We start from the raw sequence: 26,914 nt of genomic DNA, 5'->3' as shown, positions 1-26,914 counted from the left end.
CTTGTGCGCCGGACCTGATCGCGCGAAATCGGCGCGGGTCCGGAAACGATTTTCGGCCGTTCGCGTCCAAGCGGGCGGCGTTGTGAATACAGACTCAAGGAGCGAATGATGGCGGCAATTACCGCAAGCATGGTGGCAGAACTGCGCGCAAAGACCGACGCACCGATGATGGAGTGCAAGAAGGCGCTGACGGAAGCCGACGGCGATCTGGCCAAGGCTGAAGAACTGCTGCGCGTGAAGCTCGGCAACAAGGCGAGCAAGGCGGCATCGCGCGTGACGGCCGAAGGCGTCGTCGCATCGTTCGTCGGCGGCAACGCGGGCGCGCTGGTCGAACTGAACTGCGAAACCGACTTCGTCGCGAAGAACGACGACTTCCTCGCATTCTCGAAGACGGTCGCGGAACTCGTCGCGACGCAGAACCCGGCCGACGTGGCAGCCCTGTCGGCGCTGGCGCTCGACGGCAAGACGGTCGACGAAGTGCGTCTGGCACTCGTCGGCAAGATCGGCGAGAACATCTCGATCCGCCGTTTCGTCCGTTTCGAAACCGCGAACAAGATCGCGACGTACCTGCACGGCGCGCGCATCGGCGTGATCGTCGAGTACACGGGCGCGGACGAGCAGGTCGGCAAGGACGTCGCGATGCACATCGCCGCGATGAAGCCGGTCGCGCTGTCGTCGGCCGACGTGCCGGCGGAACTGATCGAAACGGAACGCCGCGTCGCCGAGCAGAAGGCTGCCGAATCGGGCAAGCCGGCTGAAATCGTCGCGAAGATGGTCGACGGCAGCGTCCAGAAGTACCTGAAGGAAGTGTCGCTGCTGAACCAGACGTTCGTGAAGAACGACAAGCAGACGATCGAGCAGATGCTCAAGGCAGCGAATGCGGCAGTGCAGAAGTTCGCGCTGTTCGTCGTCGGCGAAGGCATCGAGAAGCGCCAGGACGACTTCGCCGCCGAAGTGGCCGCGCAAGTCGCAGCAGCAAAGCAGCAGTAAGCAGTCAGGCAGTATCCGCGGCGGGCGTCCGCTCCGCCGCGGCCGGCGGCGCCGCCGGCCGGCCGGGAAACCCGGTCCGGTCGTCGGCGCTTGCCCGAATCAGTATTTCGCCCCTACAGTTCGTGGTTGTCATCCTCTCGTCGCTCGGAAGCCCCTATGTCCAATGCCTATAAACGCGTCCTCCTCAAACTCTCCGGCGAAGCGCTGATGGGCGACGATGCCTTCGGCATCAATCGCGCGACGATCGAGCGGATGGTGGCGGATATCGCCGAAGTCGTGGGTCTCGGTACGCAACTCGCCGTCGTGATCGGCGGCGGTAACATTTTCCGCGGTGTCGCGGGCGGCGCGGCCGGCATGGACCGCGCGACGGCCGACTACATGGGGATGCTGGCGACGATGATGAACGCGCTGGCGCTGCAGGACGCGATGCGCCACGCCGGCATCGTCGCGCGCGTGCAGTCCGCGCTGCGCATGGACCAGGTCGTGGAGCCGTACATCCGGCCTCGCGCGATCCGCCAGCTCGAGGAAGGCAAGGTCGTGATCTTCGCGGCCGGCACGGGCAACCCGTTCTTCACGACGGACACGGCCGCCGCGCTGCGCGGTTCGGAAGTGGGTGCCGAGGTCGTGCTGAAGGCGACCAAGGTCGATGGCGTATATTCTGCCGATCCGAAGAAGGATCCGTCGGCCACGCGCTACACGACGATCAGCTTCGACGAGGCGATCAGCCGCAATCTGCAGGTGATGGACGCCACCGCCTTTGCGCTGTGCCGCGACCAGAAGCTGCCGATTCGCGTGTTCTCGATCAACAAGCCGGGCGCGCTCAAGCGTATCGTGCTGGGCGAGGACGAAGGTACGCTCGTCCACGTGTAAACTCCCGCGGATGCGGGCAAGCGGCGTGGGTCGTTGGCCGCGGTGCGTGGCGCGCCGGGCGGGGCCCGCGTTCTTTGAAGGTTGGAAGGTTTGGAGGTTGAAATGAGTGTCGCTGATGTCAAGAAGGGCGTAGAGCAGAAGATGCAACGCTCGATCGAAGCGTTCAAGAACGATCTGGCGAAGATCCGTACGGGCCGTGCGCATACCGGTCTGCTCGATCACGTGCAGGTCGACTACTACGGTTCGATGGTGCCGATCTCGCAGGTTGCGAACCTGACGCTCGTCGACGCACGCACGATCGGCGTGCAGCCGTGGGAAAAGAACATGGTCGCGAAGGTCGAGAAGGCCATTCGCGAAGCCGACCTCGGCCTGAACCCGGCAACCGCGGGCGACCTGATCCGCGTGCCGATGCCCGCGCTGACGGAAGAACGCCGCCGCGAGCTGACCAAGGTCGTCAAGAGCGAAGGCGAAACGGCCAAGGTCGCGATCCGCAACCTGCGCCGCGACGCGAACGAAGCGCTGAAGAAGCTCGTGAAGGACAAGGAAATCTCGGAAGACGACGAGCGCCGTGCGAGCGACGACGTGCAGAAGCTGACCGACAAGCACGTTGCCGAAGTCGACAAGCTCGTGCAGACCAAGGAAGCCGAGATCATGACGGTCTGACGACCGTCCTCGCGCGCCGCCTTCTTCCCGCATTACTGTCTCAACGGCCATGACCTATACCAGCTCTACCGTTCGCGTGCCTGACGTCGGCGCCGTGCCGCGTCATATCGCGATCATCATGGACGGCAACGGCCGTTGGGCGACCGAACGCCGCTTGCCGCGCGTCGCGGGGCACACCCGCGGCGTGGATGCCGTGCGGGCGGTGGTCGAAGGCTGCGCGCGCGCCGGCGTCGAATACCTGACGCTGTTCGCGTTCAGTTCGGAAAACTGGCGCCGGCCGAGCGACGAAGTGTCGTTCCTGATGCGGCTGTTCATTACCGCGCTCGAGCGCGAGATCGGCAAGCTGCATGCAAACGGGATCCGCCTGCGGGTGGTGGGCGATCTCGAGCGCTTCGAGCCGCGCATCCGCGAACTGATCCGGCGCGCCGAAACCAAGACGGCGCGCAATACCCGTCTCACCCTGACGATCGCCGCGAACTACGGCGGCCGCTGGGACATCCTGCAGGCGACGAAGAAGCTCGTCGAGCAGGCCGCGCGCGAGGGCCGCGAGGTCGACGTGACCGAAGACGCGTTCGCGCCGCACCTGGCGATGGCCTATGCGCCGGAGCCCGATCTCTTCATCCGCACCGGCGGCGAGCAGCGTGTCAGCAATTTCCTGCTGTGGCAGCTCGCATACGCCGAATTCTATTTCACCGACAAATACTGGCCGGACTTCGACGGCGCGGCGCTGGCCGACGCGATCGCGTCGTATACCGAGCGCGAGCGCCGTTTCGGGCGCACCAGCGCACAGCTCGAACCGCAATCGCAGAACGCCGATTCCCTTTCATGCTGAAGACCCGTGTGATCACGGCGGTCGTGATGCTGGCAGTGTTGCTGCCGGTGACGCTGTTCGCGCCGCTCGCCGCGTTCGGCGCGCTGATCGGCGTCGTGCTCGTGTTCGCCGCGTGGGAGTGGGCGCGCCTGCTCAAGCTCGGCGCGACCGGTTCGATCGTCTACGCGATCGTCGCGGCATTGGCGCTCGCGGCGACCGCGCCGCTCGGCGTCGAGGCGGCCTCGTCCCGTCCCCTTTTCATGGCGGCCGGCGTGTTCTGGCTGCTGGTCGGCCCGTTCTCGCTGCGGCGCAAGCCCGAGCTCGCGGGCCGCGTATGGCGGCCGTTCCTGCTCGCAGCCGGGCTCGTGGTGTTCGCGGCCTGCTGGCACGCGGTCGTCGCAGCGCGTGCGCAGGGCGTTCCGTTCGTGCTGTCGCTGCTTCTGGTCGTATGGCTGGCCGATATCGGCGCATACTTCGCCGGCAAGGCCTTCGGAAAGCGTAAACTGGCCGTCACGATCAGCCCCGGCAAGAGCTGGGAAGGTGCGATCGGCGGCTGGCTCGCCGTGATGGTCGTCGCGAGTGTCGCGATGGCCGCGCACTGGTTCGAACCGACCCTGTTTTCCGCATTCGCCGCACGCTACGGGATGCCCGGTGCGTGGGCCGCGCTGACGCTGCTGGTCGTCTACAGCGTGATCGGCGACCTGTTCGAGTCGCTGCTCAAGCGTCAGGCGGGCGTGAAGGATTCGAGCGGCCTGCTGCCGGGTCATGGCGGCGTGCTCGACCGCGTCGACGCGCTGCTGCCCGTGCTGCCGCTCGCAATGCTGCTGCTTGGTTAAACCACTATTTCTGCTATGCAAAAACGTCTGACACTGCTCGGTTCCACGGGCTCGATCGGAGACAGCACGCTCGACGTGGTCGCCCGCCATCCCGAGCGTTTCTCCGTCTACGCGTTGACCGCGCACCGCAACGGCGACAAGCTCGTCGAGCAGTGCCTGCGCTTCGCACCCGAAATCGCGGTGGTCGGCGATGCGAACACCGCGGCGCACGTTGAGGCGAAACTGCGGGCGGCGGGCAGCAAGACCACGGTGCTGTACGGGCCGCAGGCGCTCGTCGACGTGTCGAAGAGCGACGGCTGCGATACGGTCGTCGCCGCGATCGTCGGCGCGGCCGGCCTCGCGCCGAGCCTCGCGGCCGCGCGCGCCGGCAAGCGCATCCTGCTCGCGAACAAGGAATCGCTCGTGATGTCCGGCGCGATCTTCATGGACGCCGTGCGCGACCATGGCGCGATCCTGCTGCCGGTCGACAGCGAACACAACGCGATCTTCCAGTGCATGCCGCGCGACGAGAACGAGCACGGCGGGATCTCGAAGATCATCCTGACCGCATCGGGCGGCCCGTTCCGCACGCGCGAGCCGGCAACGCTCGTCGACGTGACGCCGGACGAAGCATGCAAGCACCCGAACTGGGTGATGGGCCGCAAGATTTCCGTCGATTCCGCGACGATGATGAACAAGGGCCTCGAAGTGATCGAGGCGCACTGGATCTTCGGCCTGCCGGGCGACCGGATCGACGTGCTGATCCACCCGCAGAGCGTGATCCATTCGCTCGTGTCGTACCGCGACGGCTCGGTGCTCGCACAGCTCGGCAACCCCGACATGCGCACGCCGATCGCGCATGCGCTGGCGTTCCCGGAGCGCGTGGACGCCGGGGTCGACCAGCTCGACCTCGCGCAGATCGCGCAACTGTCGTTCGAGAAGCCCGACTACACGCGCTTCCCGTGCCTCGCGCTCGCGCTGAAGGCGCTCGAGGAGGGCGGTATCGCGAGCGCCGCGTTGAACGCGGCCAACGAAATTGCGGTCGAAGCGTTTCTCGAGCGCCGGATCGGCTTCATGGCGATCGCGGCGACGGTCGATGCGGTGCTCAACGCACTGCCGAACCGTAATCCGAACGGGCTCGACGACGTCCTTGCGGCGGACGCCGAGGCACGCCGCCTCGCCGCCGAGATCATTGCGAAAGCGCCTGCGCCACGCGTGGAGCGCGCTGTCTGAATGAGGTGCTCATGAACGTGCTGGTCGAACTGATCGCGTTTGCGGTGGCGATCGGGGTGCTGGTCGTCGTGCATGAGTACGGACATTATCGCGTCGCGCGCTGGTGCGGCGTGAAGGTGCTGCGTTTCTCGATCGGCTTCGGCCAGCCCGTCGCGCGGTGGGTCAGCCGCAGGACGGGCACCGAGTGGACGCTCTCCGCGTTGCCGCTCGGCGGCTACGTGAAGATGCTCGACGAGCGTGAACCGGGGCCGGCCATCAAGCCCGAGGAGCTCGATCAGGCATTCAACCGGCAATCGGTGTTCAAGCGCATCGCGATCGTCGCCGCCGGCCCCATCGCGAACTTCCTGTTGGCAATCGTCCTGTTTTCCGCGGTATTCGCAACCGGCGTGACCGAGCCCGCAGCGGTGCTCGCACCGCCGGCCGCGGGCACGGTGGCCGCTCGTGCCGGGTTCGACGGCAACGAGACGATCGTTTCGATCCGCGACGTGCGCGAAGGCGACGCGCAAGGCGGCGAGGCCGTGCCGGTGCGCTCGTGGTCGGACTTGCGCTGGAAGCTGCTGTCCGCCGCGTTCGATCATCGCGAGGTCGTGCTGGGCGCGCGCGACGGCGGCGCGGCGACGTTCGATTTCCGCGTCGACCTGCGCAATGTGCCCGAAAGCCAGCTCGACGACGATTTCATGATGCACCTGGGCTTCGAGACCGGCGGCGGCACGCTGTCGGTGGCGTCGGTGCAGCCCGGCAGCGCGGCCGAGCAGGCGGGCCTGAAGGCCGGCGACAAGCTGCTGGCGCTCGACGGCAAGCCGATCGGCGGCGCATCGCGCTTCATCGATGCGGTGAAGCACCATGCGGGCCAGGCGGTCGAACTGCAGGTCGAGCGCGGCGGCGTTTCCCGGACGGTGTCGATCGTGCCGCAGGCGCAGCGCGACGATGAAACCGGGCAGCAGATCGGACGCATCGGCGCGGCGCTGTCGATGCACACGCCGTCGGTCGACGTGCGCTACGGGCCGATCGAGAGCCTGCGGCTCGGCGCGCATCGCACGTGGGACATCGCCGTTTATTCGCTGAAGATGTTCGGCCGGATGATCACGGGCAATGCATCGCTGAAGAATCTGTCCGGCCCGGTGACGATCGCCGACTACGCGGGCAAGAGCGCGCGGCTCGGTCCGTCGGCCTTCCTGTCGTTCCTCGCCCTTGTCAGCATTAGCCTCGGGGTGCTGAACTTGCTGCCGATTCCCGTTTTGGACGGGGGGCATCTGTTATATTATCTGGTTGAAGCCGCGACCGGGAAAGCCGTCTCGGAGCGTTGGCAGCTGATTCTGCAAAGAGCCGGGTTGATCTGCATCGTCGCGTTGTCGGCGATCGCGCTGTTCAACGACCTGGCTCGGTTAATCCATTTCTGAAGCGTCAGGCGGCGGCCAGTCGGCCGCCGCCTGATTTGATGCAGCTAAATATTGGGGATGCACGTTGTTCAAACCTCATCGCTTTGTACCTAAGACAGTTGCAGCGGCCGCGCTCGCCGCGCACGGCCTCGCGGCGCATGCAGCGGCACCGTTCGTGGTGCAAGACATCAAGATCGAGGGGTTGCAGCGCGTCGAAGCGGGTTCGGTGTTCGCCTACCTGCCGATCAAGCAGGGCGATACCTTCACCGACGACAAGGCATCCGAAGCAATTCGTGCGCTGTACGCCACGGGCTTCTTCAACGACGTGCGCATTGCCACCCAGGGCAACGTCGTGATCGTGCAGGTGCAGGAGCGGCCGGCCATCGCGTCGATCGACTTCACCGGCACGAAGGAATTCGACAAGGACAACCTGACGAAGGCGCTGCGCGCGGTAGGTCTGGCCGACGGCCGCTACTACGACAAGGCGCTCGTCGACAAGGCGGAGCAGGAGCTCAAGCGTCAGTACCTGACGCGCGGCTTCTATGCGGCCGAGGTCAAGACGACGATCACGCCGGTCGACGCGAACCGCGTGTCGATCCTGTTCGCGGTCGCCGAAGGTCCGAGCGCGAAGATCCGCCAGATCAACTTCATCGGCAACAAGGCGTTCAGCACCAGCACGCTGCGCGACGAAATGCAGCTGTCGACGCCGAACTGGTTCTCCTGGTACACGAAGAACGACCTGTACTCGAAGGAAAAGCTGACGGGCGACCTCGAGGCCGTGCGTTCGTACTACCTGAACCGCGGTTATCTCGAGTTCAACATCGAGTCGACCCAGGTGTCGATCTCGCCCGACAAGAAGGACATGTACCTGACGGTCACGCTGCACGAAGGCGAGCCGTACACGGTGTCGGGCATCAAGCTGTCGGGCAACCTGCTCGATCGCGAAGCCGAACTGAACAAGCTGATCAAGATCAAGCCGGGCGATCGCTTCTCGGCCGAAAAGCTGCAGCAGACGACGAAGTCGATCGTCGACAAGCTCGGTGAATACGGCTACGCGTTCGCGACCGTCAATGCACAGCCGGACATCGACCAGGCGAACCACAAGGTGAACCTGAATCTCGTCGTCGATCCGAGCCGCCGCGTGTACGTGCGTCGCATCAACGTGGTCGGCAACACGCGTACGCGCGACGAGGTCGTGCGCCGCGAAATGCGCCAGCTCGAAAGCTCGTGGTTCGATTCGAACCGCCTCGCGCTGTCGAAGGACCGCGTGAACCGTCTCGGCTACTTCACCAACGTCGACGTGACGACGGTACCCGTCGAAGGCACGAACGACCAGGTCGACGTGAACGTGAAGGTCGATGAAAAGCCGACCGGCGCGATCACGCTGGGCGCGGGCTTCTCGTCGACGGACAAGGTGGTGCTGTCGGCCGGCGTGTCGCAGGACAACGTGTTCGGCTCCGGCACGAGCCTGTCCGTGAACGTCAACACTGCGAAGAGCTACCGCACGCTGACGGTCACGCAGGTCGACCCGTATTTCACGGTCGACGGCATCAAGCGGATCACGGACGTCTACTACCGCACGTACCAGCCGCTCTACTACTCGACGAGCTCGAGCTTCCGGATCATCAGCGCGGGCGGCAACCTGAAATTCGGCATTCCGTTCTCGGAAGTCGACACCGTCTATTTCGGCGCGGGCTTCGAGCAGAACCGTCTCGACGTCGACTCGAACACGCCGCAAAGCTACCAGGATTACGTGAACGAATTCGGCCGCGTGTCGAACACGGTGCCGCTGACGGTCGCGTGGTCGCGCGACGCGCGCGACAGCGCGCTGATCCCGAGCCGCGGCTACTTCACGCAGGCGAACGTCGAATACGGCGTGCCGGTCGGCAAGATCCAGTACTACAAGGCCGACCTGCAGGCGCAGTACTACTATTCGTTCTCGCGCGGCTTCATCCTGGGGCTGAACCTGCAAGGCGGCTACGGCAACGGCATCGGCAACCCGTACCCGATCTTCAAGAACTACTACGCGGGCGGTATCGGCTCCGTGCGTGGCTACGAGCCGAGCTCGCTGGGCCCGCGCGACACGAAGACGAACGACCCGATCGGCGGTTCGAAGATGGTGGTCGGCAACATCGAGCTGACGTTCCCGCTGCCGGGCACCGGTTACGACCGCACGCTGCGTGTGTTCACGTTCCTCGACGGCGGTAACGTGTGGGGCAACGCGCCGGGCGGCACGAGTACCGGCGCGAACGGCCTGCGTTACGGCTACGGCGTGGGCCTCGCATGGATCTCGCCGATCGGCCCGCTGAAGCTGAGCCTCGGCTTCCCGCTGCAGAAGCATGAAGGCGACCAGTACCAGAAATTCCAGTTCCAGATCGGGACGGCGTTCTGATCGAACGCATGACAACAGCAACGAGAGGGTAATTTTGCTAACCGGTAAGTTTTCGAAACGAGTGATGTGTGCGCTGACCGTTGCGCTGGCCTTGGGCGCGGCGACGGCGCATGCTCAGGACGTCGCCCGCATCGCGGCGGTCAATTCGGATCGGATCCTGCGCGAGTCGGCGCCCGCCAAGGCGGCGCAGACGAAGCTCGAAGCCGAGTTCGCGAAGCGCGACAAGGATCTGCAGGACCTCGCGGCGCGTCTGAAGTCGATGTCCGACTCGCTGGACAAGAACGGTGCGTCGCTGTCGGCGGCCGATCGCGCGCAGAAGCAGCGCGATCTCGCGCAGCTCGATACCGACTTCCAGCGCAAGCAGCGCGAATTTCGCGAAGACCTGAACCAGCGCCGCAACGAGGAGCTGGCGGCGGTGCTGGAGCGCGCGAACAAGGTCATCAAGCAGATCGCCGAGCAGCAGAATTACGACCTGATCGTGCAGGAAGCCGTGTACGTCAGCCCGCGCATCGACATCACCGACAAGGTGCTCAAGGCGCTCGCGTCCGGCTCGACGAACTGAACGGAGCAGACGACGAATGGCATTGACGCTTGAGGCACTCGTAACGCGGTTCGGCGGCGAGATCGTCGGCGACGCCCAGTGCAAGGTGGGCGGCCTCGCGCCGCTCGACCAGGCAGGCCCTCAGCAACTCGCGTTTCTCGCGAATCCGAAGTACCTGTCGCAGGTCGAGACGACCCGTGCCGGCGCGGTGCTGATCGCGCCGAAGGATCTCGAAAAGCTCGGTGAGGCCGCCGGCCCCCGCAACTTTATCGTGACGCCGAATCCTTACGCGTACTTCGCACGCGTCGCGCAGATGTTCATCGATCTCGCCATGCCGCCGCGCGCGGCCGGCGTGCATCCGAGCGCGACGATCGACCGGGCCGCGCAGGTCGCGGCGAGCGCGGTGATCGGTCCGCACGTGACGGTCGAGGCCGGCGCGGTGATCGAGGACGGCGTGCAGCTCGACGCGAACGTGTTCGTCGGGCGCGGCACGACGATCGGCGCGGGCTCTCACATCTATCCGAACGCATCGGTGTACCACGGCTGCAAGATCGGCCCGCGCGCGATCATCCACTCGGGTGCGGTGATCGGCTCCGACGGTTTCGGCTTCGCGCCGGATTTCGTCGGCGACGGCGATGCGCGCACCGGCAGCTGGGTCAAGATCCCGCAGGTCGGCGGCGTATCGATCGGCCCGGACGTCGAGATCGGCGCGAACACGACGATCGACCGCGGCGCGATGGCGGACACCGTCATCGAGGAATGCGTGAAGATCGACAACCAGGTGCAAATCGCCCACAACTGCCGGATCGGGGCCTACACGGTGATCGCCGGCAAGGCGGGCATCGCGGGCAGCACGACGATCGGCCGCCACTGCATGATCGGCGGCGCGGCCGGGATCGCCGGCCACGTGACGCTCGGCGACTATGTCATCATCACCGCGAATTCGGGCGTGTCGAAGTCGCTGCCGAAGGCCGGCATCTACACGAGCGCATTCCCGGCCGTCGACCACGGCGAATGGAACAAGAGCGCCGCGCTCGTGCGCAACCTCGACAAGTTGCGCGACCGCATCAAGGCGCTCGAAACCGCACTGGCCGCCCAGGGCGGCACGCACGCCTGAGCGCACCATGCGAGACCACGAACCGGGCACGGCCAGCGCATCCGGCCCGGTTTGCCAGACAGGGCCGCGCGGCGGCCCGCTTCAGCCTTTGCATCACCACCGCGCAGCTTCTGCGTGAGACGAACCATCATGAGCACTGAAAAAATCAATCTCGACATCCACAAGATCCTCACGCTGCTGCCGCATCGCTATCCGATTCTGCTCGTCGATCGCGTGCTCGAACTCGAGCCGCACAAGGGAATCAAAGCGCTGAAGAACGTGTCGATCAACGAGCCGTTCTTCCAGGGGCACTTCCCGAAGCGGCCGGTGATGCCGGGTGTGCTGATCCTCGAGGCGCTCGCTCAGGCGGCCGCGCTGCTGACGTTCGCGGAAGAGCAGCCGAAGGATCCGGAAAACACGCTGTACTACTTCGTCGGCATCGACGGCGCGCGCTTCAAGCGCGTGGTGGAACCGGGCGACCAGCTGATTCTGAACGTGACGTTCGAACGCTACATCCGCGGCATCTGGAAGTTCAAGGCGGTGGCGGAAGTGGACGGCAAGGTGGCGGCGGAAGCCGAATTGATGTGCACGGTCAAGACGGCCGACGCGGCGCCCTGAGCGACGCGGCACGCATGGGTAACGTAACGCGAGCAACGCGACACATCATATCGAGAGGCAACGGCGCATGACCAGGATTCATCCTACCGCGATCGTCGAACCGGGCGCGCAGATCGACGAGTCCGTCGAGATCGGGCCGTACGCGATCGTCGGGCCGCACGTCACGATCGGCGCGCGTACGACGATCGGCTCGCACAGCGTGATCGAAGGCCACACGACGCTCGGCGAGGACAACCGCATCGGCCATTACGCGTCGGTCGGCGGTCGTCCGCAGGACATGAAGTACAAGGACGAGCCGACGAAGCTCGTGATCGGCAACCGCAACACGATCCGCGAATTCACGACGATCCACACCGGCACCGTCCAGGACGCCGGCGTGACGACGCTCGGCGACGACAACTGGATCATGGCCTATGTGCACATCGGTCATGACTGCCGCGTCGGCAACAACGTGATTCTGTCGAGCAACGCGCAGATGGCCGGCCACGTCGAGATCGGCGACTTTGCGATCGTCGGCGGGATGTCGGGCGTGCACCAGTTCGTGCGCATCGGTGCGCATTCGATGCTGGGCGGCGCATCGGCGCTCGTGCAGGACGTGCCGCCGTTCGTGATCGCGGCCGGCAACAAGGCCGAGCCGCACGGCATCAACGTCGAAGGGCTGCGCCGGCGCGGTTTCTCGCCCGACGCGATCTCGGCGCTGCGCAGCGCGTACCGCCTGCTGTACAAGAACGGCCTGTCGCTCGAGGAAGCGAAGGTGCAGTTGCGCGAGCTGGCGGCCGCGGGCGGCGATGGCGACGCGGCAGTCGCCGCGCTCGTCGCGTTCATCGACGCGTCCCAACGCGGCATCATCCGCTAAGCGATGTCGCTCCCGACCAATCAGCTCCGGCTCGCGATGGTGGCCGGCGAGCCGTCGGGCGATCTGCTCGCGGCGTCGTTGCTCGGCGGGCTTCACGAGCGGCTGCCCGCGTCGACTCACTATTACGGGATCGGCGGGCAGCGGATGCTCGCGCACGGCTTCGACTCGCACTGGCAGATGGACAAGCTCACGGTGCGCGGCTACGTCGAGGCGCTGGGCCAGATTCCCGAGATCCTGCGGATTCGCGGCGAGTTGAAGCGCCAGCTGCTCGCGGAGCGGCCCGACGCATTCATCGGCGTCGACGCACCCGACTTCAACTTCAATGTGGAGCAGGCCGCGCGCGACGCGGGCATCCCGTCGATCCACTTCGTGTGTCCGTCGATCTGGGCGTGGCGCGGCGGGCGGATCAAGAAGATCGCGAAGTCCGTCGATCACATGCTGTGCCTGTTCCCGTTCGAACCGGCGATCCTCGACAAGGCGGGCGTCGCGTCGACCTATGTCGGCCACCCGCTGGCCGACGAGATTCCGCTCGAGCCCGACACGCACGGCGCGCGCATCGCACTGGGCCTGCCCGTGGACGGCCCCGTGATCGCCGTGCTGCCCGGCAGCCGGCGCTCGGAGATCGCGCTGATAGGCCCGACCTTCTTCGCGGCGATGGCGCTGATGCAGCAGCGCGAGCCCGGCGTGCGGTTCGTGATGCCGGCCGCGACGCCGGCGCTGCGCGAACTGCTGCAGCCGCTCGTCGACGCGCATCCGCAGCTCGCGCTGACGATCACCGACGGGCGCTCGCAGGTCGCGATGACGGCCGCCGATGCGATCCTCGTGAAGAGCGGCACCGTCACGCTTGAAGCCGCGTTGCTCAAGAAGCCGATGGTGATTTCGTACAAGGTGCCGTGGCTGACCGGGCAAATCATGCGCCGTCAGGGCTATCTGCCGTACGTCGGCTTGCCGAACATCCTGGCGGGGCGCTTCGTCGTGCCCGAGCTGCTGCAGCATTTCGCGACGCCCGAGGCGCTCGCCGATGCGACGCTCACGCAGCTGCGCGACGACGCGAACCGCCGCACGCTGACCGAAGTGTTTACCGAAATGCATCTTTCGCTGCGGCAGAACACGGCCGCGAAGGCGGCCGAGGCGGTCGTGCGGGTCCTCGAGCAACGCAAGGGGCGCGCATGACGGCAGTTCGTGCACCACGCCGCCGCGTGTCGATCGACGTGCAAAGCGGCTTCGACTTCAGCCGGCCCGACGAGATCGTCTGCGGCGTCGACGAAGCGGGCCGCGGCCCGCTCGCGGGGCCGGTGGTTGCCGCCGCGGTGATCCTCGATCCCGCGCAGCCGATCGACGGGCTCGACGATTCGAAGGCGTTGTCCGCGAAAAAGCGCGACGCGCTGTACGACCTGATCGTCGCGCGCTCGCGCGCATATTGCGTCGCTTTGGCCAGCGTCGACGAGATCGACACGCTCAATATCCTGCACGCGACGATGCTCGCGATGAAGCGGGCCGTCGAAGGCCTGTCGGTGCTGCCGACGCTCGCCCAGATCGACGGCAATCGCTGCCCGACGCTGAAGGTGCGTGCCGAGGCGATCGTCAGCGGCGACGCGCTCGTGCCGAGCATCTCGGCCGCGTCGATCCTCGCGAAGGTCGCGCGCGACCGCATGCTCGTCGAGCTGCACGAGCGCTTCCCGGTATATGGCTTCAACGTGCATGCCGGCTACGGCACCGAGAAACACCTTGCCGCGCTGCGCGAGCACGGCCCGTGCGAAGCCCATCGGCGCTCGTTCGCGCCGGTGCGTGCGGCACTTGACCTGATTCGATGAAAAGCATTACTTCCCGCGACAATCCGCTGTACAAGCGCCTGAAGGCGCTCGCGGGTTCGACGTCCCAGCAGCGCCGCGGCGGCCAGGCACTGCTCGAGGGTTTCCACCTCGCCGGCGCGTATCTCGACACGGGCGCTGTGCCCGAACTGTGCGTCGCCACCGAAGGCGCGCTCGCGCACGACGAAGCGCAGGCGCTCATCGCGCGCGTCGATGCGCAGCGCGTCGTCACGCTGCCCGATGCGCTGTTCGGGCAACTGTCGAACGTGGTCAGCGGTGTCGGCTTCCTGTTGCTCGTGGATCGGCCCGCGCAGCCGCTGCCGGAGCGCATCGCGCACACGTCGGTCGTGCTCGACGGCGTGCAGGACGCCGGCAACGTCGGCTCGATCCTGCGCAGCGCGGCGGCCGCCGGCGTGCGGCACGTCTTCTGCGCGCCCGGCACGGCCTACGCGTGGTCGTCGAAGGTGCTGCGTTCGGCGATGGGCGCGCATTTCCTGCTGTCGATCCACGAAGACGTCGAGCCCGACGCGCTCGCCGTGCGCCTCGACGTGCCGATCGCGCTGACCGATTCGCACGGTGCGCAGGCCGTCTACGACTGCGACCTGTCCGGGCCCGTCGCATGGGTGTTCGGCAACGAGGGCGCCGGCGTGTCGGCGTTCTGGCGCGATGCGGCCACGCATCGCGTGACGATCCCGCAGCCGGGCGGCATGGAGTCGCTGAACGTCGCGGCAGCGGCGGCGGTGTGCCTGTTCGAGCAGGTGCGGCAGCAGCGGCGCGCATGACATGACGACGTGACGCACGGCGTTGTCCGTGCGCCGTAACCCGCACCATGAAAAAAGGCCGCGTTCGACGCGGCCTTTCTGTTTCCGGCGGCGGCCGACGGCCAGGCCGTCAGTACGACTGCCGGTCGAGACGGATTTCCTGCAGGATCGTCGTGGCGATCTCCTCGATCGACTTGTGCGTCGACGACAGCCACTTGATCCCTTCGCGACGCATCATCGCCTCGGCCTCGTTGATCTCGTAGCGGCAGTTCTCCGGGGCCGCGTACTTGCTGCCGGGGCGGCGCTCGTTGCGGATCTCCGACAGACGCTGCGGGTCGATCGAAAGCCCGAACAGCTTGTCGCGATGCGGCGACAGCGCCGACGGCAGCTTGCCGCGCTCGAAGTCTTCCGGAATCAGCGGGTAGTTGGCGGCCTTCACGCCGTACTGCATCGCGAGATACAGGCTCGTCGGCGTCTTGCCGCTGCGCGACACGCCGACCAGGATCACGTCGGCTTCCGACAGGTTGCGGTTCGACTGGCCGTCGTCGTGCGCGAGCGAGAAGTTGATCGCCTCGATCCGCGTCTTGTATTCCTCGGTATCGGCGTTCTGGTGGCCGCGGCCCATCGCGTGGCTCGACTTCAGCTCCAGTTCCTGCTCGAGCGGCTCGACGAAGCGCTGGAACATGTCGAGCACGAGCGCATTCGAGCGCTTGACGATGTCGTTCGACTCGCTGTCGACGAGCGTCGTGAACACGATCGCGCGCCGGCCGTCGTGCACCGCGGCTTCGTTGATCTTCTCGACGGTCGCAAACGCCTTGTCGAGCGAGTCGACGAATGGCAAGCGTACGAGGCGGAATTTCTGGTCGAACTGCGAGAGGATCGAGTGCGCGAAGGTTTCGGCAGTGATCCCGGTGCCGTCGGAGACGATGAAAACGGTAGGCAGCATGAATCTGGGCGTCGAGCGTGAAGGGCGGTTGCGCGGGCGGCTGGAGGTCCGCCTCCAGACGCAGTGACAAGGTCGCGCCACATCCGGCATCCGGCACGGTAGAATAGCGGCAACCTGTTGGATAAGCAATTGCGGGGGCACGGTGCGAACGGCACCGCGGGCTTGCCCTGATCGATCGAAAACTCCCGGCAAGTTCGGCGATTCGTCTGAATATATCGCCCTTCTGCCGGGATTTTTGCAAATCGGGTCGGAAGATTTTCCGCCGCTGCGATTGTTTCTCCAACAGGTTGCGCAAGACGCGCCGCGCCTTTTTGCAAGCGCCCGCGTCCGAGCCCACTTGCGCAATCGAGCATTTTTTTCACACTTAGGGGCTTGTATGACTAACGCAGCAAACGTCGCAAAGGACCAGGCGTATGTAATCCCGTTCGAGCAGTTGCGGATGACCGATGTGGAGATCGTGGGCGGCAAGAATGCGTCGCTCGGCGAGATGATCAGCCAGCTTTCCGAAGCAGGCGTTCGCGTGCCCACCGGTTTCGCCACGACCGCGCTCGCCTTCCGTGATTTCCTCAAGCACAACGATCTGACCGATCGCATCGCCAAGCGTCTCGAGTCGCTCGACATCGACGACGTGAAGGCGCTCGCCGAAGCTGGTGCCGAAATCCGCAAGTGGATCGTCGAGGCGCCGCTGCAGGCACGCCTCGAGCAGGAAATCCGCGCACAGTTCGAAACCCTGAAGAACGGCTCGCCGAGCGAGTTGTCGTTCGCCGTGCGTTCGTCCGCGACCGCGGAAGACCTGCCCGACGCGTCGTTCGCGGGTCAGCAGGAGTCTTACCTGAACGTGGTCGGCATCGACGACGTGCTCGATCGCATGAAGCACGTGTTCGCGTCGCTGTACAACGACCGCGCGATCTCGTACCGCGTGCACAAGGGCTTCACGCACGCCGAAGTCGCGCTGTCGGCCGGCGTGCAGCGCATGGTCCGCTCGGACGTCGGTGCGGCCGGCGTGATGTTCACGATCGACACCGAATCGGGCTTCAAGGACGCCGTGTTCATCACGTCGAGCTACGGCCTGGGCGAAACCGTCGTGCAGGGCGCGGTGAACCCGGACGAGTTCTATGTGTTCAAGACGACGCTTGCGCAGGACAAGTATCCGATCATCCGCCGCTCGATCGGCTCGAAGCTGATCAAGATGGAATTCACGCAGCCGGGCGAGCCGGGCCGCGTGAAGACGGTCGACGTGCCGCACGAGCAGCGCAACCGCTACTCGATCACCGACGAAGACGTGATCGAGCTGGCGAAGTACGCGGTCATCATCGAGAAGCACTACCAGCGTCCGATGGACATCGAGTGGGGCAAGGACGGCCGCGACGGCAAGATCTTCATCCTGCAGGCGCGTCCTGAAACGGTGAAGAGCCAGGCGAGCGGCAAGGCCGAGCAGCGCTTCAAGCTGAAGGGTCAGTCGCAGGTGCTGGCGACGGGCCGTGCGATCGGCCAGAAGATCGGTGCGGGTCCCGTGCGCGTGATCCAGGATCCGTCGGAAATGGAACGCGTGCAGCCGGGCGACGTGCTGGTGGCCGACATGACCGACCCGAACTGGGAGCCGGTGATGAAGCGTGCGGCGGCAATCGTCACGAACCGTGGCGGCCGGACCTGCCACGCGGCGATCATCGCGCGTGAGCTCGGCGTGCCGGCAGTCGTCGGCTGCGGCGATGCGACCGACGTGCTGAAGGACGGCGCGCTGGTGACGGTGTCGTGCGCGGAAGGCGACGAAGGCAAGATCTACGACGGGCTGCTCGAGACGGAAGTCACGGAAGTGCAGCGCGGCGATCTGCCGGAAATCCCGGTCAAGATCATGATGAACGTCGGCAACCCGCAGCTCGCGTTCGACTTCTCGCAACTGCCGAACGGCGGTGTCGGCCTCGCGCGTCTCGAGTTCATCATCAACAACAACATCGGCGTGCACCCGAAGGCGATCCTCGAGTACCCGAACATCGACCAGGACCTGAAGAAGGCGGTCGAGAGCGTCGCGCGCGGTCACGCGTCGCCGCGCCAGTTCTACGTCGACAAGCTGACGGAAGGCGTTGCGACGATCGCGGCGGCGTTCTATCCGAAGCCCGTGATCGTGCGTCTGTCCGACTTCAAGTCGAACGAGTACAAGAAGCTGATCGGCGGTTCGCGCTACGAGCCGGACGAGGAAAACCCGATGCTGGGCTTCCGCGGCGCGTCGCGCTACATCGCGGAAGACTTCGCGCAGGCGTTCGAGATGGAATGCCGTGCACTGAAGCGCGTGCGCGACGAGATGGGCCTGACCAACGTCGAGATCATGGTGCCGTTCGTGCGTACCGTGAAGCAGGCGGAGCGCGTCGTCGGCCTGCTCGAGAAGTTCGGCCTGAAGCGCGGCGAAAACGGCCTGCGCCTCGTGATGATGTGTGAAGTTCCGACCAACGCGATCCTCGCCGAAGAGTTCCTCGAGCACTTCGACGGTTTCTCGATCGGTTCGAACGACCTCACGCAGCTCACGCTCGGCCTCGACCGCGACTCGGGCATGGAACTGCTGGCCGTCGACTTCGACGAACGCGACCCGGCCGTCAAGTTCCTGCTCAAGCGGGCAATCGATACCTGCCGCAAGATGGGCAAGTACGTCGGTATCTGCGGCCAGGGCCCGTCCGATCACCCGGACTTCGCGCAATGGCTGACCGACGAAGGCATCGTGTCGATCTCGCTGAACCCGGACACGATCATCGATACGTGGCAGGCGCTCGCCAACCGGAAGTAACGGTCGGTAATGTCCGCTCGGCACAAGCGCGCTCCGCCGCGCTTGTGTTGAAGGCAAAATGCAAGGTTCGTGTTATAAACACCCCGGTAAGCACCGGGGTGTTTTTGTTTGTCGGTACGTAACGGGCGAATTTCGGGTGTACCCGGGCGTGGCGGCCGCATCCGCTTGCGGCGGCGAAGAATATAGTGTGCGTACGGGAGCGTTTTTCTGGAGACCACAATGATGTCGGGGCATCTGTTCTGGTGGGTCGGAGTCGGCGTGCTGGTCGTCGCCGAATTGCTGACCGGCACGTTCTACCTGCTGATGATCGCGCTCGGCTTTCTCGCCGGCGGCTTGCTGCAACTGGCCGGTTTCGCGCCGCACGTGCAGTTCGGCGTGGCCGCCGCGGTCGCGATCATCGCGATGATCGTGCTGCGTCGGTCGGGGCTCGGGCGCAAGCAGAAGCGCGACACGTCGACGAATCCGGACGTCAATCTCGATATCGGCTCGACCGTCACGGTCGACGCGTGGCATGACGGCCGCGCGCGCGTGCAATATCGCGGCGCCGACTGGGACGTCGAACTCGCGCACGGCGAGCGCGACGATGCGCGCGTGTATCAGGTGCGCGCCGTGCGCGGCAACTGTCTCGTGGTCGTAGCGAAACCCGCGGGCTGATCGTCCGCCAATACAACAAGGAGGAAACATTTCATGGATTCGCTGATCATCTGGGTCGTCCTGCTCGTCATCGCCATCGTGATCGTGTCGAAGACGGTGAAGATCGTGCCGCAGCAGCATGCGTGGGTGCTCGAACGCTTCGGGCGCTATCACGCGACGCTGTCGCCCGGCCTCAATATCGTGCTGCCGTTCGTCGACCGGATCGCCTACCGCCACGTGCTGAAGGAAATTCCGCTCGACGTGCCGAGCCAGGTCTGCATCACGCGCGACAACACGCAACTGCAGGTCGACGGCGTGCTGTACTTCCAGGTGACCGATCCGATGAAGGCCTCGTACGGGTCGAGCAACTTCGTGCTCGCGATCACGCAACTCGCGCAGACCACACTACGGTCGGTGGTCGGCAAGCTCGAACTGGACAAGACCTTCGAGGAGCGCGACTTCATCAACCACAACATCGTGTCGGCGCTCGACCAGGCTGCCGCGAACTGGGGCGTGAAAGTGCTGCGTTACGAGATCAAGGACCTGACGCCGCCGAAGGAAATCCTGCACGCGATGCAGGCGCAGATCACCGCCGAGCGGGAAAAGCGCGCGCTGATCGCCGCATCCGAAGGCCGCAAGCAGGAGCAGATCAACCTCGCGTCGGGGGCGCGCGAGGCGGCGATCCAGAAGTCGGAAGGCGAGCGGCAGGCCGCGATCAATCAGGCGCAGGGCGAGGCGGCGGCGATTCTCGCGGTGGCCGAGGCGAACGCGCAGGCCATCCAGAAGATCGCGAACGCGATCCAGTCGCAGGGCGGGATGGACGCCGTGAACCTGAAGGTTGCAGAGCAGTATGTCGGTGCGTTCTCGAACCTCGCGAAACAGGGCAATACGTTGATCGTGCCGGCGAACCTGTCCGATCTCGGCACCGCGATCGCGTCGGCGCTGACGATCGTCAAGAACGCGGCGCCGGCGGCAGGCGCGAAGGGCTGAGCGCGCGTGCGTCGACCGCGTGCCGGCCGTTGCAGCGCTGGCCGGTCTCGCAGCGGTGTTGCGCCGCGCATGTGCTGAAGATGTGCGCCGCGTGCGACGAATCGTCGCGCAGGTTCACATCAGCAGCGCTTGCACGGCGGCAAGCGCGTGACGCAGCAATTCATCCGGCGCGACAGGCAGCGGTGCGACCGACGCCCACACGCATCGCACGACACAAAAAGAAACGGCCCGCTTCGAGCGGGCCGTGTCGTTTGGAGTGCCGGGTGTTGCGCGTCAGGTGCCGGCTCGCATGATGCGGGCCTTTTCGCGCTCCCAGTCGCGCTTCTTCTCGGTTTCGCGCTTGTCGTGCAGCTTCTTGCCCTTCGCAAGCGCGATGTCGCATTTCACGCGACCGCCCTTGTAGTGGAAGTTCAGCGGCACGAGCGTGTAGCCGCGCTGCTCGACCTTGCCGATCAGTTTCTTGATCTCGTCGCGGTGCAGCAGCAGCTTGCGCGTGCGGACCGGATCGGGCTTGATGTGCGTCGAGGCTTCGGGCAGCGGGCTGATGTGGGTGCCGATCAGGAAGATCTCGGCGTTCTTCACCACGACGTAGCCTTCCTTGATCTGGCCGCGCCCGGCGCGCAGCGCCTTGACTTCCCAGCCCTCCAGCACGAGCCCCGCCTCGTAGCGTTCCTCGATGTGATAATCGAAGTGCGCTTTCCTGTTGTCGATGATGCTCATGAAAGGATCGGGCCAACTCGTTTAAAATCACGATTTTAGCAAAGCGGGGCGGGAATCGCCCGGCTTGCGTTCTCACCTTGAGCGATGCCGCGCGATTTATGGCAGATGTCCAGAAAACCGTATTGATCCGCCATTCGGCGGAACAGATGTTCGACCTCGTCACCGACGTGGCCGATTACCCCAATTTCCTGCCCTGGTGCGGCGGCGTCGAGATTCGCCGTCAGGACGACAGCGGGATGGAGGCGCGCATCGACATCAACTTCAAGGGCATCAAGCAGCATTTCGCGACGCGCAACACGCAGCAGCGCCCGACGCGGATCGACATGGAGTTCGCCGACGGCCCGTTCAAGAAGTTCACCGGCTCGTGGCGCTTCATCCCGCTGCGTTCGGACGCATGCAAGATCGAGTTTGCGCTGCACTACGAGTTCTCGAGCATCCTGCTCGAGAAGATCATCGGGCCCGTGTTCAGCCATATCGCGAATACGTTCGTCGATTCGTTCGTCAAGCGCGCCGACCAGCGCTACGGGAAGGGGTGACGCGATGCTGTCGATCGAAGTCTGTTACGCGCTGCCGGATCGCCAGACGCTGATTCCGGTGTCGCTGCCCGAAGGCGCGACGGTGCGCGCGGCGATCGACGCGAGCGGCGTGCTCGCGCTGCACCCGGAAATCGACCTCGCGCACGCAAAGACCGGCGTGTTCGGCAAGCTCGCGCCGCTCGATGCGCCGCTCGCCGATCATGATCGTGTCGAGATCTACCGCCCGTTGATCGTCGATCCGAAGCTCGCGCGCCAGCGGCGCGTCGACAAGACCCGCCGCGAGGGCTCCATCGAGGGCCGCAAGTGGATGCACAAGGACGCACGCTGACGCGTCGCGCCAGCATCGCTTCCTCTGTTTTTGTCCCGATTCGTCAGACCAGGCGCGCACGCGCTCAGTGGGCCGTGATGTTCGCGCTCGCGCGGCCGGGTGTGTCGCCGCCCGCATGCGTGTCGCCGTGCCGGCGCACCGACCCGTAGACGCCCGCCAGCAGCAGCGCGAGCGCCGCGATCTCGAGTACGCGCGGCATCCGCTGGTCGTAGATGAACGCGTAAAGCATCGCGAATACGGTCTCGAACACGATCAGCTGGCCGGACAGCGTCAGCGGCAGCCGCTTCGACGCCGCGTTCCACAGTCCGTTGCCGAGCCACGACGCGCCGATCGCGAGCACGAGGTTCAGCAGCCAGAACAGTTGCCAGCGCGATGCCGGGGTTGCGGCCTGGATCGTGCCCGCCGGCAGCGCGAGGATCGCGAGCCAGCAGAGGCCGCCGATCACGCCTGTCACGACGCCCCACAGCACCGACCATTCGTTGCCGCCGAAATGATGGTGGCGCTGCAGGTAGCGCGTATTCGCGACCGCATACCAGGTCCAGCTCGCGAGCGCACCGGTCGCGCACGCGATGCCGGCGAGTTTCTGGCCGAGCGTCGTCGCATGCGCGGCTTCCGATGTGAAGAGATCGACGTTGATGCACGCGATGCCGGCGATCACCAGCGCGAGCGGGGCGGCGAGGCGCCGCAGCGGCATCGCGCCCTGGTCGCCCAGGCCGGCGAGCGTGACGGTCACGGGCAACACGCCGACGATCAGCGAGCTGGGCGCGATGCCGATCAGGTGCACGGCGCCCGACAGCAGCATGTAGTACGCGACGTTGCCGATCAGCGCGAGCTTCGCGAGCGCGACGAGATCCTCGCGGGTCAGCCGCGCGAGCAGCGAACGGGCGGCCGGCAGTGCCGCCGCCAGCGACACGAGGCCGTACATCGCGTAGCGGCCCGCGCTCAGCAGCAGCGGCGAGAAGTCGGTCATCAGCCGCGGCACCAGAAAGACCATTCCCCACAACGCGCCCGCCAGGACGCCATACACCACACCGCGCTGCATCGACTGCTCCGAACGAATGACCGACGAGCGCGCATCTTAACGACGGCGGCGCGACAGCGTCTTGTTCATTCCTGCACTCGCGCGCGGGCACGGCTCGGGATCGGCGGCGCGAGGCCGACGCATCGCGATTCGCCGCGGTGTTTGCCGCGGATCGCGGCGGGCCGTGTGACCCGTCGATGATCGGCGATCAGCGCTCGACCGGCTCGGTTGCCGTCGCACCGTCGCCTTGCGCGCGTGTTCGCGCGGGGCGGCGCACGGCGCGCAGCTTGCCGCTGTTGCCGCCGCCGCAATAGAACAGGTCGCGCCCGTCGGATTCCAGCCCCGACACGCCGACACCCGGCGGCATGTCGACCTGTTCGAGCACCTGCCCCGTGCGCGGGTCGATCCGCCGCAGCGCGCTCTCGTCCGCTTCCCAGGTGCCGTGCCAAAGCTCGCCGTCGACCCAGGTCACGCCGGTGACGAAGCGGTTCGATTCGATCGTGCGCAGCACGGCGCCCGATTGCGGATCGACCTGATGAATCTTGCGCTCGCGATACTGGCCGACCCACAGCGTGCCTTCGGCCCACGCGAGCCCGGAATCCGCGCCGCCGCCGGGCGCGGGGATCGTCGCGAGCACGCGGCCCGAATCGGGATCGATCTTCTCGATGCGGCCCTCGACGATCTGGAACAGATGACGCCCGTCGAACGCGGTGCCCGCGTGCGCGGCGACGTCGAGGGCACGCACGGTCGTGCCGCATGCCGGGTCGAGCGCGTTCAGCTTGTCGCCGGACGCGAACCAGACGCGCTGCCCGTCGAACGTGACGCCGTGCACGCCGTCGACGCCCGGAAACGGGCCGTATTCGCGGATGATGTCTGCGGTGGAGCGTTTCATGTCCGTCACCTCGTCGTTGGTGTGCCCATCCTAATCGCCCGGCAGCGGCGCGGGGAGTAACAAGGTCGTCGCGAATCCGGGCAGCGGCGGCGTCATCCAGCGGCGCGCGCGCCCGCGCCCGAGCGCCTGCACCTTGTCCGCTTCGGCGAGCGCGTCGAGCGCGCGCTGCACGGTGCGCTGGCTCGCGCCGAGCGCGAGCGCCAGCGCGGAACTCGACCATGCCTCGCCGTCCGCGAGCAGTGCGAGCACGGCCGCGTGGCGATCGTCGACCGGACGCGCGAGCACGACGGTCTCGCGCAGGCCGAGCGGCTCGAGCGCGAAGCCGCGTGGCGTCGCGGTGACGTTCGCGAGCGGGCGCAGCATCGCGCGCAAGCGGCCGATCTCGACGCGCAGGCGCGCGCGATGCGATTCGTCCGCGTGTCTCGCGCGAAACGCCGCGGCGACGAGCGCGTTTCTCGATACGTCGCCGGGCCACGCCTCGCCCAGCGCGCGGGCGAGCACGAACAGCACCGGGCGGCGCGCGAGCGACACGGTCGTGCGTGCGTCGCGTACCGTGTGGCGACATGCATCGACGACCAGCGCGTTCGATGCCAGCAGCGCCTCGACCTCGTCGAGCAGCACGAGCCGCGACGTGCCGCGTGCGATGAGTCGCGCGGCCGGCGTATCGAGCATGCGCGCGGCCGTCTCGACTTCGGCCGTCAGCGCGGCAATGCCGGCGTCCCGGGCGGCCGCGCGGGCACGGGCCAGTGCCGCGCGCGCGAAGTGCGGCCGGATGCGGCGCATCGCGATGCCGGCCGCGATCAGTTCGTGGGCCGCGCGCGACGCCGCCGGCAGCGGCGCGGGATCGAGGTTCGCGAGCTGCCGCTCCGCATCGTCGACGTGTCCGATCAGCAGCAGCCGGCGCACGCCGAGATAGCGTGCATGCGCGGCGTTCGCGCGATCGCCGTGTGCATCGAGCGTCGCGCAGGCGGCTTCGAGATCGCGCGACGGCCAGCCGAGGTCGCGAGACGCGAGCGCGATTTCGGCTTCCGCGACGACGCAGCGGGCCCGCGCGACGGCTTCCTTCGCGCCGAACGCGCGTGCCGCGCTGCGCACAAGCGCCCGCGCGCGCTCGAAATCGCCGAGCTGCGCCATCGCGATGCCGCGCAACGCGAGCGCCGGCGCGTCGTCGCGCAGCGCGACGCGGTTCAGCGCGCCGAGCGGGTCGCCTGCCGCGAGCGCCCGCGCGGCCGCCGTGATCAGCGAATCCATCCGAATCCCGACACAGTTGTCACTCCCTTCGGTCCGAGGCCCGGCCCTAATCTAGCACCACGCACATGGCAGACGCGCCGTGTCCGGATATCCATCGAAAGGAGGAACCTGCAATGACGAACCATCTCACCGGCACGCGCGCCGAATGGCTGACCGCGCGGCGCGCGCTGCTCGATGCGGAAAAGACGTTGACGCGGCAGAGCGACGAACTCGCGCGGCGGCGTCAGGCACTGCCGTGGGTGCGGGTCGACAAGGCTTACCGGTTCGATACCGAGGACGGTCCGGCGACGCTTGACGACCTGTTCGGCGGCCGCTCGCAACTGCTTGTCTATCACTTCATGTTCGGCCCCGACTACAAGGCCGGCTGCCCGTCGTGCTCGGCGCTTGCCGACGGTTTCGACGGCTTTGCGATCCATCTGGCGAACCACGACGTGACGCTCATGGCGGTGTCGCGCGCGCCGCTCGCGAAGCTGCTCGCGTACCGGCAGCGGATGGGCTGGCATTTTCCGTGGGCGTCGTCGGACGGCGGCGAGTTCAATTTCGACTTCAACGTGTCGTTCACCGAAACGCAGCAACGCACCGGCGACGTCGAATACAACTATGCGCGCGCCGGTCACGCGATGGACATGGACCCGCCGCCGGCGGCCGTCGCGCAGTTCGCGGCGACCTGCGGCACCGACGCGGCCACGTACGCCCGCGACCGGCCGGGGATGAGCGCGTTCGTGCGCGAGGACGGCGTGGTCTATCACACGTATTCGACGTACGCACGCGGGCTCGACGGGCTGTGGGGGATGTACCAGTGGCTCGATCGCGCGCCGCTCGGACGCAACGAGACGGGCGTGTGGTGGCGCCGCCATGACGAATACGCGCGCGGTTGAACGCCGGCCGGCACGCGGCGGGCGCGGACCATGAACGCTGCGACGAAACCGGCTGCGCGCGGCAATGCGGGCGATGGCCGGCGGCTATTCGGCGCCGCGCTCGTCGCGGTATTGGGTGCCGCCATCTGGGCGACGCTCGCGCAGCACGCATCGATGGACGCGATGGGCGGCATGCCGATGCCGGGCGGCTGGACGCTGTCGGCCGGATGGCTCGGGCCGTGCGGATGGCGGGCAGGGCGCGCGTTCGCCGCGTTCGCTCGCATGTGGGGCGCGATGACGGTGACGATGATGCTGCCGGTGCTGGCGCCGGTGCTCTGGCGATACCGGCAGTGCCTCGGCCCGGTGGGCGCCGTGCGCGCGGCATGGTTGGTCGCGCTCGTGGGCGCCGGGTATTTCACGGCGTGGATGGCGCTCGGCGCGCTGGTGTTCCCGGGCGGTACCGCATTGGCGGCGGTGGCCGTGCGGCTGCCCGCGCTCGCCGCCGCAATGCCGTTCGCGGCCGGCGCGGTCGTGCTCGGCGCGGGCATGCTGCAGTTTTCCGGCTGGAAGGCGCGCCGGCTCGCTGGTTGCCGGCATGCATCGGACGATGCATGCGAGCGGCGGCCGGGCGCCGCGGCCGCGATCGCGTGGCGGTACGGCGTGCGGACCGCGCTCCATTGCGGCGCTTGTTGCGGGAACCTGATGGCCGTTGCGCTGGCGGCCGGCATGATGGATCTGCGCGTGATGGCCGCCGTGACCGTGGCGATCGCCGCCGAGCGGCTGGCGCCGGCCGGCGAGCGCGTCGCGCGGATCGTCGGCGGCCTCGCGGTCGGCGCCGGCGCGGCGATGATCGTATGCGCCGCGGCCGGGCTGGTTTAGCGCGTTGGCGGCCGGCCGCGCGTTTCCGGCGGGCAGGCCGAGGCCTCGCCGGCAGGTCCGGCATCGTGCGGCCGGGACGCGCCGTTTGGCCGATTCCGGCCGGCTGCGCGAATGGGTCGATGCGGGGGGGAAACGAAAGGCGATCGAAAACGAACCGAACGACGATCCGAACGATTCGGCCCCCGAACGCTTGAAAACGCCTAACCCGTTGTTCGTGTTGTGAAAATTCGCAGCGCTTCGCGTATAATT

Annotated in this window: 27 protein-coding genes; 22 read left to right on the top strand and 5 right to left on the bottom strand. The window is 66.6% G+C overall.

Features of this window, described 5'->3' with window-relative positions; genetic code table 11:
• Window positions 1–108: 108 nt before the first annotated feature.
• From tsf to WS51_RS20380, 15 genes are all read left to right on the top strand, one after another.
• The gene (gene tsf / locus WS51_RS20450) at window positions 109–990 is read left to right on the top strand and encodes a translation elongation factor Ts (RefSeq protein ID WP_059503276.1); all 882 of its coding nucleotides are present in this window, start codon (window positions 109–111) and stop codon (window positions 988–990) included.
• Between the two features lie 156 nt (window positions 991–1,146).
• On the top strand, window positions 1,147–1,860 hold the full coding sequence (gene pyrH, locus WS51_RS20445) for a UMP kinase (protein WP_011885142.1): 714 nt from the start codon (window positions 1,147–1,149) through the stop codon (window positions 1,858–1,860).
• A gap of 102 nt (window positions 1,861–1,962) precedes the next feature.
• Window positions 1,963–2,523, top strand: coding sequence for a ribosome recycling factor (gene frr / locus WS51_RS20440; RefSeq protein WP_006483822.1), 561 nt, complete (start codon window positions 1,963–1,965; stop codon window positions 2,521–2,523).
• Between the two features lie 49 nt (window positions 2,524–2,572).
• Window positions 2,573–3,355: a polyprenyl diphosphate synthase gene (gene uppS, locus WS51_RS20435; protein WP_059450021.1), complete on the top strand. Its 783-nt coding sequence runs from the start codon at window positions 2,573–2,575 to the stop codon at window positions 3,353–3,355.
• Window positions 3,349–4,170, top strand: coding sequence for a phosphatidate cytidylyltransferase (locus tag WS51_RS20430; protein ID WP_059770255.1), 822 nt, complete (start codon window positions 3,349–3,351; stop codon window positions 4,168–4,170). The genes uppS and WS51_RS20430 overlap by 7 nt, the downstream gene beginning before the upstream one ends.
• A 15-nt stretch (window positions 4,171–4,185) precedes the next feature.
• Window positions 4,186–5,382, top strand: a complete 1,197-nt coding sequence (locus WS51_RS20425; protein WP_059450019.1) for a 1-deoxy-D-xylulose-5-phosphate reductoisomerase — start codon at window positions 4,186–4,188, stop codon at window positions 5,380–5,382.
• 11 nt (window positions 5,383–5,393) lie between these two features.
• Complete coding sequence (rseP, locus tag WS51_RS20420) at window positions 5,394–6,782, top strand: RIP metalloprotease RseP (RefSeq protein WP_059798130.1); 1,389 nt, start codon at window positions 5,394–5,396, stop codon at window positions 6,780–6,782.
• A 64-nt stretch (window positions 6,783–6,846) separates the two neighbouring features.
• Window positions 6,847–9,153 (top strand): outer membrane protein assembly factor BamA, encoded by a 2,307-nt coding sequence (gene bamA / locus WS51_RS20415; protein ID WP_044843770.1) that lies wholly within the window; start codon window positions 6,847–6,849, stop codon window positions 9,151–9,153.
• 64 nt (window positions 9,154–9,217) lie between these two features.
• Window positions 9,218–9,715, top strand: a complete 498-nt coding sequence (locus WS51_RS20410; protein ID WP_040144479.1) for an OmpH/Skp family outer membrane protein — start codon at window positions 9,218–9,220, stop codon at window positions 9,713–9,715.
• A gap of 16 nt (window positions 9,716–9,731) precedes the next feature.
• Window positions 9,732–10,811, top strand: coding sequence for a UDP-3-O-(3-hydroxymyristoyl)glucosamine N-acyltransferase (lpxD, locus tag WS51_RS20405; protein WP_059450016.1), 1,080 nt, complete (start codon window positions 9,732–9,734; stop codon window positions 10,809–10,811).
• Between the two features lie 129 nt (window positions 10,812–10,940).
• On the top strand, window positions 10,941–11,408 hold the full coding sequence (gene fabZ / locus WS51_RS20400) for a 3-hydroxyacyl-ACP dehydratase FabZ (RefSeq protein WP_006495559.1): 468 nt from the start codon (window positions 10,941–10,943) through the stop codon (window positions 11,406–11,408).
• A 67-nt stretch (window positions 11,409–11,475) separates the two neighbouring features.
• Window positions 11,476–12,264 carry an acyl-ACP--UDP-N-acetylglucosamine O-acyltransferase gene (gene lpxA / locus WS51_RS20395; protein WP_059450015.1) on the top strand — a complete coding sequence of 263 codons (789 nt, stop codon included), beginning with the start codon at window positions 11,476–11,478 and terminating at the stop codon, window positions 12,262–12,264.
• 3 nt (window positions 12,265–12,267) lie between these two features.
• A complete protein-coding gene (lpxB, locus tag WS51_RS20390) occupies window positions 12,268–13,437 on the top strand; it encodes a lipid-A-disaccharide synthase (protein WP_059547264.1) in 1,170 nt (389 codons plus the stop codon).
• The gene (gene rnhB, locus WS51_RS20385; protein ID WP_069229703.1) at window positions 13,434–14,078 is read left to right on the top strand and encodes a ribonuclease HII; all 645 of its coding nucleotides are present in this window, start codon (window positions 13,434–13,436) and stop codon (window positions 14,076–14,078) included. Before lpxB ends, rnhB begins: the two co-directional genes overlap by 4 nt.
• Window positions 14,075–14,857, top strand: coding sequence for a TrmH family RNA methyltransferase (locus WS51_RS20380; protein ID WP_059846056.1), 783 nt, complete (start codon window positions 14,075–14,077; stop codon window positions 14,855–14,857). Before rnhB ends, WS51_RS20380 begins: the two co-directional genes overlap by 4 nt.
• A gap of 109 nt (window positions 14,858–14,966) precedes the next feature.
• Here WS51_RS20380 and ppsR read toward each other — a convergent pair whose 3' ends face one another.
• On the bottom strand, window positions 14,967–15,782 hold the full coding sequence (gene ppsR / locus WS51_RS20375) for a posphoenolpyruvate synthetase regulatory kinase/phosphorylase PpsR (RefSeq protein ID WP_059450011.1): 816 nt from the start codon (window positions 15,780–15,782) through the stop codon (window positions 14,967–14,969).
• Between the two features lie 376 nt (window positions 15,783–16,158).
• On the opposite strand from ppsR, the gene ppsA reads away from it, so the two are divergent.
• The 3 genes from ppsA to WS51_RS20360 all read left to right on the top strand — a co-directional run bounded on the left by ppsA (window position 16,159) and on the right by WS51_RS20360 (window position 20,181).
• Entirely contained in the window at window positions 16,159–18,558 is a 2,400-nt protein-coding gene (gene ppsA, locus WS51_RS20370) for a phosphoenolpyruvate synthase (RefSeq protein WP_059450010.1), read from the top strand.
• A gap of 219 nt (window positions 18,559–18,777) precedes the next feature.
• Window positions 18,778–19,212, top strand: coding sequence for an NfeD family protein (locus WS51_RS20365; RefSeq protein WP_059450009.1), 435 nt, complete (start codon window positions 18,778–18,780; stop codon window positions 19,210–19,212).
• Between the two features lie 33 nt (window positions 19,213–19,245).
• On the top strand, window positions 19,246–20,181 hold the full coding sequence (locus WS51_RS20360; protein WP_059450008.1) for an SPFH domain-containing protein: 936 nt from the start codon (window positions 19,246–19,248) through the stop codon (window positions 20,179–20,181).
• A gap of 273 nt (window positions 20,182–20,454) precedes the next feature.
• Here WS51_RS20360 and smpB read toward each other — a convergent pair whose 3' ends face one another.
• Window positions 20,455–20,901 (bottom strand): SsrA-binding protein SmpB, encoded by a 447-nt coding sequence (gene smpB / locus WS51_RS20355; protein ID WP_050012888.1) that lies wholly within the window; start codon window positions 20,899–20,901, stop codon window positions 20,455–20,457.
• A gap of 98 nt (window positions 20,902–20,999) precedes the next feature.
• On the opposite strand from smpB, the gene WS51_RS20350 reads away from it, so the two are divergent.
• Together WS51_RS20350 and WS51_RS20345 are read left to right on the top strand one after the other, a co-directional pair.
• Window positions 21,000–21,437, top strand: a complete 438-nt coding sequence (locus WS51_RS20350) for a type II toxin-antitoxin system RatA family toxin (RefSeq protein ID WP_059450007.1) — start codon at window positions 21,000–21,002, stop codon at window positions 21,435–21,437.
• A gap of 4 nt (window positions 21,438–21,441) precedes the next feature.
• Window positions 21,442–21,765 carry an RnfH family protein gene (locus tag WS51_RS20345; RefSeq protein ID WP_059450006.1) on the top strand — a complete coding sequence of 108 codons (324 nt, stop codon included), beginning with the start codon at window positions 21,442–21,444 and terminating at the stop codon, window positions 21,763–21,765.
• Between the two features lie 64 nt (window positions 21,766–21,829).
• On the opposite strand, the gene WS51_RS20340 is transcribed toward WS51_RS20345, so the two are convergent.
• The 3 genes from WS51_RS20340 to WS51_RS20330 form a co-directional block, all read right to left on the bottom strand.
• The gene (locus tag WS51_RS20340; RefSeq protein ID WP_059503268.1) at window positions 21,830–22,807 is read right to left on the bottom strand and encodes a DMT family transporter; all 978 of its coding nucleotides are present in this window, start codon (window positions 22,805–22,807) and stop codon (window positions 21,830–21,832) included.
• 187 nt (window positions 22,808–22,994) lie between these two features.
• Window positions 22,995–23,678, bottom strand: a complete 684-nt coding sequence (locus tag WS51_RS20335; RefSeq protein WP_059806759.1) for a Vgb family protein — start codon at window positions 23,676–23,678, stop codon at window positions 22,995–22,997.
• Between the two features lie 30 nt (window positions 23,679–23,708).
• Window positions 23,709–24,929, bottom strand: coding sequence for a hypothetical protein (locus tag WS51_RS20330; protein WP_060021560.1), 1,221 nt, complete (start codon window positions 24,927–24,929; stop codon window positions 23,709–23,711).
• A gap of 113 nt (window positions 24,930–25,042) precedes the next feature.
• Here WS51_RS20330 and WS51_RS20325 point away from each other — a divergent pair, with 113 nt between their 5' ends.
• A complete protein-coding gene (locus tag WS51_RS20325; protein WP_059503262.1) occupies window positions 25,043–25,807 on the top strand; it encodes a DUF899 domain-containing protein in 765 nt (254 codons plus the stop codon).
• A gap of 30 nt (window positions 25,808–25,837) precedes the next feature.
• The gene (locus WS51_RS20320) at window positions 25,838–26,665 is read left to right on the top strand and encodes a DUF2182 domain-containing protein (protein ID WP_069229702.1); all 828 of its coding nucleotides are present in this window, start codon (window positions 25,838–25,840) and stop codon (window positions 26,663–26,665) included.
• The last annotated feature ends 249 nt before the right edge of the window (window positions 26,666–26,914 follow it).

Origin of the sequence: Burkholderia territorii (genome assembly GCF_001718335.1) — a bacterium.
In the GTDB taxonomy this organism is placed as follows: Bacteria; Pseudomonadota; Gammaproteobacteria; order Burkholderiales; family Burkholderiaceae; genus Burkholderia; species Burkholderia territorii.
This window is presented reverse-complemented; position numbering and strand designations above follow the sequence as displayed.

Bases quoted from the DNA above. Each gene is read 5' to 3' on its own strand.
- tsf (WP_059503276.1), top strand. From the start codon at position 109: ATGGCGGCAATTACCGCAAGCATGGTGGCAGAACTGCGCGCAAAGACC.
- pyrH (WP_011885142.1), top strand. From the start codon at position 1,147: ATGTCCAATGCCTATAAACGCGTCCTCCTCAAACTCTCCGGCGAAGCG.
- frr (WP_006483822.1), top strand. From the start codon at position 1,963: ATGAGTGTCGCTGATGTCAAGAAGGGCGTAGAGCAGAAGATGCAACGC.
- uppS (WP_059450021.1), top strand. From the start codon at position 2,573: ATGACCTATACCAGCTCTACCGTTCGCGTGCCTGACGTCGGCGCCGTG.
- WS51_RS20430 (WP_059770255.1), top strand. From the start codon at position 3,349: ATGCTGAAGACCCGTGTGATCACGGCGGTCGTGATGCTGGCAGTGTTG.
- WS51_RS20425 (WP_059450019.1), top strand. From the start codon at position 4,186: ATGCAAAAACGTCTGACACTGCTCGGTTCCACGGGCTCGATCGGAGAC.
- rseP (WP_059798130.1), top strand. From the start codon at position 5,394: ATGAACGTGCTGGTCGAACTGATCGCGTTTGCGGTGGCGATCGGGGTG.
- WS51_RS20410 (WP_040144479.1), top strand. From the start codon at position 9,218: ATGTGTGCGCTGACCGTTGCGCTGGCCTTGGGCGCGGCGACGGCGCAT.
- lpxD (WP_059450016.1), top strand. From the start codon at position 9,732: ATGGCATTGACGCTTGAGGCACTCGTAACGCGGTTCGGCGGCGAGATC.
- fabZ (WP_006495559.1), top strand. From the start codon at position 10,941: ATGAGCACTGAAAAAATCAATCTCGACATCCACAAGATCCTCACGCTG.
- lpxA (WP_059450015.1), top strand. From the start codon at position 11,476: ATGACCAGGATTCATCCTACCGCGATCGTCGAACCGGGCGCGCAGATC.
- lpxB (WP_059547264.1), top strand. From the start codon at position 12,268: ATGTCGCTCCCGACCAATCAGCTCCGGCTCGCGATGGTGGCCGGCGAG.
- rnhB (WP_069229703.1), top strand. From the start codon at position 13,434: ATGACGGCAGTTCGTGCACCACGCCGCCGCGTGTCGATCGACGTGCAA.
- WS51_RS20380 (WP_059846056.1), top strand. From the start codon at position 14,075: ATGAAAAGCATTACTTCCCGCGACAATCCGCTGTACAAGCGCCTGAAG.
- ppsR (WP_059450011.1), bottom strand. From the start codon at position 15,782: ATGCTGCCTACCGTTTTCATCGTCTCCGACGGCACCGGGATCACTGCC.
- ppsA (WP_059450010.1), top strand. From the start codon at position 16,159: ATGACTAACGCAGCAAACGTCGCAAAGGACCAGGCGTATGTAATCCCG.
- WS51_RS20365 (WP_059450009.1), top strand. From the start codon at position 18,778: ATGATGTCGGGGCATCTGTTCTGGTGGGTCGGAGTCGGCGTGCTGGTC.
- WS51_RS20360 (WP_059450008.1), top strand. From the start codon at position 19,246: ATGGATTCGCTGATCATCTGGGTCGTCCTGCTCGTCATCGCCATCGTG.
- smpB (WP_050012888.1), bottom strand. From the start codon at position 20,901: ATGAGCATCATCGACAACAGGAAAGCGCACTTCGATTATCACATCGAG.
- WS51_RS20350 (WP_059450007.1), top strand. From the start codon at position 21,000: ATGGCAGATGTCCAGAAAACCGTATTGATCCGCCATTCGGCGGAACAG.
- WS51_RS20345 (WP_059450006.1), top strand. From the start codon at position 21,442: ATGCTGTCGATCGAAGTCTGTTACGCGCTGCCGGATCGCCAGACGCTG.
- WS51_RS20340 (WP_059503268.1), bottom strand. From the start codon at position 22,807: ATGCAGCGCGGTGTGGTGTATGGCGTCCTGGCGGGCGCGTTGTGGGGA.
- WS51_RS20335 (WP_059806759.1), bottom strand. From the start codon at position 23,678: ATGAAACGCTCCACCGCAGACATCATCCGCGAATACGGCCCGTTTCCG.
- WS51_RS20330 (WP_060021560.1), bottom strand. From the start codon at position 24,929: ATGGATTCGCTGATCACGGCGGCCGCGCGGGCGCTCGCGGCAGGCGAC.
- WS51_RS20325 (WP_059503262.1), top strand. From the start codon at position 25,043: ATGACGAACCATCTCACCGGCACGCGCGCCGAATGGCTGACCGCGCGG.
- WS51_RS20320 (WP_069229702.1), top strand. From the start codon at position 25,838: ATGAACGCTGCGACGAAACCGGCTGCGCGCGGCAATGCGGGCGATGGC.